We start from the raw sequence: 5,820 nt of genomic DNA on the forward strand, positions 1-5,820 counted from the left end.
TGCTGGAACAGCGATATTTCCTCATCGATGCGCTCGCAAAGTGCCGTGGTGTTGCCCTTGAGCAAGCCGCGCGTCTGCAGTAACGCCGCAACCGGCTTTTTGGCCAATTGTCTTGCCCGGCCGAGCGTCGCCTCCTCGACGCTGCCTTCCGGGACGATCTCGGCGACGAGGCCGAGCGCCCTGGCGTCTTCGGCACGGAGCGTGTCGCCGAGGCAGAAGAAGCGGAAAGCTCCGGCATAGCCGAGCTTCTGCGGCGCCAGGATGCTGGTCGCCGCGTCCGGCACCAGGCCGAAATCGACGAACGGCACCCGGAACGTGCTTTTTTCCGACGCGATCACCATGTCGCAATGGAACAGGATGGTGCAACCGACGCCGACGGCGTCGCCGTCGACACAGGCCAGGATGGGCTTCGGAAACGTCGCCAGCATGCGGAACATGTCGGTGACGGCGGCGATCAGCTTCTGATGCTTGGTGGCATCCAGGAATTCGGAAAAGTCGCCGCCAAGGCAGAAACAGCCCGCCAGGCCGCGCAGCACGACGACCCGCACCTCGTCGTTCTCGGCGGCTTCGTGGAACGTCGTGGCAAGGCTCTCATAGGCCCTTCTATCGAGCACCGGCCGGCCGTCATTCGACGATACGGTAACGATCAGAGCGTGGTTGCGCAGTTCAGGCTGCGGGTGCGCGTTCATGATGCCCTCCTTTGGCCGAACATGTCGGGATATCCCCTGGCCAGAACGGGCGCATGATGATTGCGGCGCGACCGCACCACGTCCAGCGTGTGCTCGTTGAAGGTGAGCAGCGTCGCCACGACCTGCTGGTTGCCATAGGTGCGCTGATAGCCGAGCGGCGTCGCCAGGAAGTGCAGTTGCAACGCGCGCAGCACCCACATCGGCTCGAACTCGATGATCACCTTGTCGACGCCGCGCTTCAGACCCCACTCGACGAAACCGGCTATCAACTCCGTGCCGACGGTCGAGACGCCGCGCCGGCCATCGCGAAAACCCGGAGCCACCGCATAGCGGGTCAACTCCCAGATGTTGGGACCCGCCGGCGGCGTTCCCTCGGAGAGATCGGTCAACACCTCGGTCAGCAGATGCGGCCGCGTGGTCGGCAACATCCTCTGATAGCCCGCGACTTCATTGCCCCTGATGACGATCTGATGCACCGCCTCGTCATGATCGAACTGGTCGACCTCAAATCCGTCGGGGCGCCGTAGGTCCTCCCATCCCATTTCCTCGACGAATATCTGATAGCGCAGCCGATGGACGGCCTCCCAGAGATCGGGGCGTTCCATCAATTCCTTGGTCGAAAGACAAAAAAGCATTCCGTAGTCTCCTGTGTTTCAGGGGAAGATACGGCCGTGCTTCGATGCGAAAATTGCGTGATCACGTAGGCGAAAAGTGCTGGGCCGGCACGGCCGACCTAGCTAATGTAGCCGCGCCTTATCGCCTCGGCGACTGCCTGCACCCGGTTGACGGCACCGAGTTTGCTTTTGGCGTTAAGAAGATGTTTCTCCGACGTGTGCTCGGAGATGCCGAGGATTTGCGAAATCTCCCATTCGGACTTGCCGACGGCGGCCCATTGCAGGCACTCGCGTTCGCGCGGCGTCAATTCGATATGGTCGATTATCTTGCCGGCCATGGTGTGGAGTTGCATGGCGCGGCCGACCGCATAGGTCGAGACCAGCGAGACAAGGCCGAACTCGGCCGCCGACAGTTCCACGGCCTCGCCCCCCAGGGACACCATGACGATCTCACCGTCAAGCGTGATCAGAGGGAAGGCGAGCCCGTCACGCAGCTTGAAGGCACCGGCGTCGCCCATCACTTCGCCACTGTTCTTGTCGATGCGAAGGCCCTGGGCGGCTTCCCGCCACTGGAACGGCGCCTGCAACTGCTTCATGTGACTGACGACGGGATCGTGATCGACATAGTTGCGCGCCACATAGCGCTCCAGCCATTCGACCGGCCAATCGCAAAGCAGCACATGCTGCTTTTGCTGACCCGTCGGCGTGCCCGGCTTCGGAACGGTTCCGGCCATCAGCGCGGTCAGGCCGAACTCCGATGTTACGCCCAACAGTTTCTCGCAGACCGCGGCCGCCGTCGCGGCGTGCTGCAGTTGGTCTATGTATTCCAGCGTCCGATCGAACTGACTCATCGCAACATCAACCCCATGTTGCCTCATGCATTAAAGCCCATGGTCCGCGCCTTGCCGGCACTTTGCCACTGACCACGGATTGCAAAGCGCCCGCTTCCGGTTGTGGTTCTCGACCCTGGTACCCCCACCAGGGCAGCCACCGCTTGTTTGCAAACTCAGCGAATCATATCCTGAAATCGAAGCGTTGAAATCAAAAAGCATTGTGCCTGTACCATTTTCGTACCAAAACCGGCACGAGCACGGTGCGGGGAGTTCTATCGTGGCGTTCCAATGGCGGTTCCAGGTCCTGGCAGTGGCGCTCATTGCGGCACTGGCTTGGATTCCCGGGGCGCGCGCGGAGCCCCAGGTACCGGTGCTGTGGGACGCCAAGGAGCGGCTGCCCAAGCCGGACCTTTCGGCACTGCCGCGGCTGCGGTTCCTGACGACCACGGATTTTCCGCCCTTCAATTTCCTCGACGGCGCGGGAAAGCTGTCGGGTTTCCATATCGACCTGGCGCGCGCCATCTGCGCGGAGCTCGGCATCGTCGACAAGTGCCAGATCCAGGCGCTGCCCTGGGCGGAGCTTCAAGGCGCGATCGGGAAAGGCGAAGGCGAAGCGATCATCGCCGGCATTGCCGCAACGCCGCAGTCGCGCCAGACATACGCCTTCTCGCGCGCCTACCTGCAGTTCCCGGCGCGCTTCATCATGCCGAAGAACAAGGCGCTGGCGGAACCGATCTTCGATAAATTGCACGGCAAGCGCGTCGGGGTGATATCAGGCTCGGCGCATGAACGCATGCTGCGCGACTATTTCAGCACGGTCCAGGTGGTTCCCTTCGACAAGCCGGAAGCCCTCTATGGCGATCTGAAGGCCGGCAAGATCGATGCGGCCTTCGGTGATGGCATGCGCTTCGCCTTCTGGCTCGGAGGCTCCGACGCGGCCGGCTGCTGCCGCTTTGCCGGCGGCCCCTATCTGGCGCCCGAATATCTGGGCACCGGCATGGCGATCGCCACGCGAGCGGACAATCCGGCACTGGCCGCGGCCCTCGACTACGCGCTGCAGGAGATTTCGATGAAAGGCACCTTCGCCGAATTCTACCTGCGCTATTTCCCGGTCAGCTTTTTCTGATCCGGCCCGGTCAGCTTTTTTCTGATCCGGCGTAATGCTCGCCTTCAGGTGAGCGTGCGAAGCCGCGCCTTGGCCGCACGGCCGATGGCCGCCACGGTCAACGTGTCGAGATCGAGCTGGCGGCGGATCAACTGCAGCACCCGCACTTCCTCCATGCGCATTTCGAGATCGATGGCAGCCACTTCGAAGGCCGCCGCATAGGCGGTGTCGCGCAATCGCTCCGGCAGCGCCTCGGCAACCTGGGTAAGGACACCCTCCAGGCCATCCTTTTCATGCAACAGCTTCTGACAAGCCTGAGCCACGGCAACCAGCCGGTCCTGCTTGAAATCCTCGAACACCGGCCACGAGCGGACGACCTCGCCGATCCTGGCCAGTTCGACATCGGTCATGTCACGGTCGGAGGCCGATGTGATGACCATCAGATAGATCAGCGCTTCGTGCGGGGTGGGCGACGGCATTCTTTACTCCTTGGACGGGCTTCGAAGGTAGGAAGGGGAGCCTGAGGCCGCAAGGAAAAAGCGCCCCACGCGTTGACGCTCCGGCCATGCGCGCCTAGAGACCGGTTGAAAATCGACACTTGCAGCCCGAGCGGCGAATAATTTTGGAAAACAGAACCATGGCGGGATCAAACATCATCGATCTCAATCCCGAACTGCTGGCGGCGGCGGCCGAGAGCAAGGCGTGGCCGTTCGAGGAAGCCAAAAAAATCATCGAACGCTACAAGGGCGCCGACTTTCCCGAAACGATCCTGTTCGAAACCGGCTATGGACCGTCGGGCCTGCCGCATATCGGCACGTTCGGCGAAGTGGCGCGCACCTCCATGGTGCGCCATGCGTTCCGCGTGCTGACGCAGGACAAGGTCGCGACCAAGCTGCTGTGTTTTTCGGACGACATGGACGGCATGCGCAAGATACCCGACAGCGTGCCGGATCGCGCGGCGCTCGAGCCGTATCTGCACAAGCCGCTGTCATCGGTGCCCAACCCCTTCGGCGGCGACTATGCGAGCTTCGCCGACCACAACAATGCGATGCTCTGCCGCTTCCTCGACACGTTCGGCTTTGACTACGAATTCGCCAGCGCGACGCAATATTACAAGTCAGGCCGCTTCGATGCGATGCTGTTGCGCGCCGCCGAACGCTACGACCAGATCATGGCGGTGATGTTGCCGACGCTCGGGCCGGAGCGGCAGGCGACATACAGCCCCTTCCTGCCGATTTCGCCGAAGAGCGGGCGCGTGCTTTACGTTCCCATGAAGCATGTCGACGCCAAGGCCGGCACCATCACCTTCGACGATGAAGGCACCGAAACCACGCTGCCGGTCACCGGCGGCAGAGTGAAGCTGCAGTGGAAGCCGGATTTCGGCATGCGCTGGGCGGCCCTCGGCGTCGATTTCGAGATGTTCGGCAAGGACCACCAGACCAATGCGGTGGTCTATGACCGCATCTGCAACATACTGGGCGGGCGGGCGCCGGAGCATTTCGTCTACGAGCTGTTCCTCGACGAGAACGGCCAGAAGATCTCCAAGTCGAAGGGCAATGGCCTGACCATCGACGAATGGCTGACCTATGCGCCGACCGAGAGCCTGGGGCTCTATATGTACCAGCGGCCCAGGCAGGCGAAGAAGCTCTATTTCGACGTCATCCCGCGGGCGGTCGACGAATACTACACTTTCCTCGCGGCCTATCCCCGCCAAGAGTGGAAGGAGCGGCTGGGCAACCCGGTCTGGCATATGCATGACGGCAATCCGCCCGCCATCGACATGCCGGTGCCGTTCTCGCTGCTGCTCAACCTGGTCAGCGCCTCCAATGCGCAGAACAAGGATGTGCTGTGGGGCTTCATCTCGCGCCATGTTCAGGGCGTGACACCCGCCTCCCATCCCGAGCTCGACCGGCTGACGGGCTATGCGATCCGCTATTTCGACGATTTCGTGAAGCCGACGAAGACCTTTCGCCCGGCCGACGAGGTCGAACGCGAAGCGCTGGTGGCTCTCGAAAAGGCGCTTGCCGACTTGCCGACGGACGCCAGCGGCGAGGCGATCCAGAACGCCTCGCTCAACGTGGCGCGCAAGATCGAACGCTACCAGGATCATTCCAAGCAGAGCCCAGAAGGCGGCCCCGGCGTTTCAGGCGCCTTCTTCCAGATGATCTATCAGGTGCTGATTGGCCAGGAACGCGGCCCACGCTTCGGATCCTTCGCCGCGCTCTACGGCGTCACCGAGACCCGCTCGCTCATTCAGAAGGCGTTGGCTGGTCAGCTTGCTTGAGGACGCCGCCATCCTCTTCCAGGATCGAACCCGGCGCCTGAGGCGCCGGGGCGGTGGCGGCCGGCGCCGCCGGGATGCCGGCTAGGTTCGGCGCCGGTCCGAAAATACCTTTCTTCGCACTTTGTGCCTTGTCACCGGCTTCCACATAGGGCCCGCCCTTGGCGGCGCGCGCCCAGCCGTTTTCGACCAGCCATTGACCGACATCCTGCTTGCCTATCCGGCACTCCGCGGCAATCAGGTCGCGACCACCTTCCGGCGGCACCAGGCAAACCACCGCGCGGCCGCGCAGCAAGGA

6 protein-coding genes and 1 pseudogene are annotated in these 5,820 nt (G+C 62.7%); 2 read left to right on the plus strand and 5 right to left on the minus strand.

From position 1 onward, the window contains the following. The 3 genes from EOA36_RS25155 to EOA36_RS25165 form a co-directional block, all read right to left on the minus strand. Positions 1-689 (minus strand): enoyl-CoA hydratase-related protein (locus EOA36_RS25155; protein WP_127279871.1); only part of this gene is annotated, 689 nt, incomplete at its 3' end. Next, positions 686-1,324 carry an acyl-homoserine-lactone synthase gene (locus EOA36_RS25160; protein WP_127279872.1) on the minus strand — a complete coding sequence of 213 codons (639 nt, stop codon included), beginning with the start codon at positions 1,322-1,324 and terminating at the stop codon, positions 686-688. The genes EOA36_RS25160 and EOA36_RS25155, both read right to left, overlap by 4 nt. Before the next feature lie 98 nt (positions 1,325-1,422). Beyond that, a complete protein-coding gene (locus EOA36_RS25165; protein WP_127279873.1) occupies positions 1,423-2,154 on the minus strand; it encodes a LuxR family transcriptional regulator in 732 nt (243 codons plus the stop codon). A 259-nt stretch (positions 2,155-2,413) separates the two neighbouring features. Here EOA36_RS25165 and EOA36_RS25170 point away from each other — a divergent pair, with 259 nt between their 5' ends. Next, a complete protein-coding gene (locus EOA36_RS25170; RefSeq protein WP_127279874.1) occupies positions 2,414-3,262 on the plus strand; it encodes a transporter substrate-binding domain-containing protein in 849 nt (282 codons plus the stop codon). Between the two features lie 44 nt (positions 3,263-3,306). On the opposite strand, the gene EOA36_RS25175 is transcribed toward EOA36_RS25170, so the two are convergent. Beyond that, entirely contained in the window at positions 3,307-3,720 is a 414-nt protein-coding gene (locus tag EOA36_RS25175; RefSeq protein WP_127279875.1) for a tellurite resistance TerB family protein, read from the minus strand. 158 nt (positions 3,721-3,878) lie between these two features. Here EOA36_RS25175 and EOA36_RS25180 point away from each other — a divergent pair, with 158 nt between their 5' ends. Beyond that, positions 3,879-5,525: a lysine--tRNA ligase gene (locus tag EOA36_RS25180; protein ID WP_127279876.1), complete on the plus strand. Its 1,647-nt coding sequence runs from the start codon at positions 3,879-3,881 to the stop codon at positions 5,523-5,525. Here EOA36_RS25180 and EOA36_RS25185 read toward each other — a convergent pair. Beyond that, positions 5,491-5,820: pseudogene (locus EOA36_RS25185) on the minus strand (thermonuclease family protein); the annotation flags it as partial. The gene EOA36_RS25180 and the pseudogene EOA36_RS25185 overlap by 35 nt on opposite strands.

It is taken from the genome of Mesorhizobium sp. M8A.F.Ca.ET.021.01.1.1 (assembly GCF_003998025.1).
GTDB lineage: Bacteria > Pseudomonadota > Alphaproteobacteria > Rhizobiales > Rhizobiaceae > Mesorhizobium.

Coding starts and splice junctions, on each gene's coding strand:
- EOA36_RS25160 (WP_127279872.1), bottom strand. CDS start 1,324: ATGCTTTTTTGTCTTTCGACCAAGGAATTGATGGAACGCCCCGATCTC.
- EOA36_RS25165 (WP_127279873.1), bottom strand. CDS start 2,154: ATGAGTCAGTTCGATCGGACGCTGGAATACATAGACCAACTGCAGCAC.
- EOA36_RS25175 (WP_127279875.1), bottom strand. CDS start 3,720: ATGCCGTCGCCCACCCCGCACGAAGCGCTGATCTATCTGATGGTCATC.
- EOA36_RS25180 (WP_127279876.1), top strand. CDS start 3,879: ATGGCGGGATCAAACATCATCGATCTCAATCCCGAACTGCTGGCGGCG.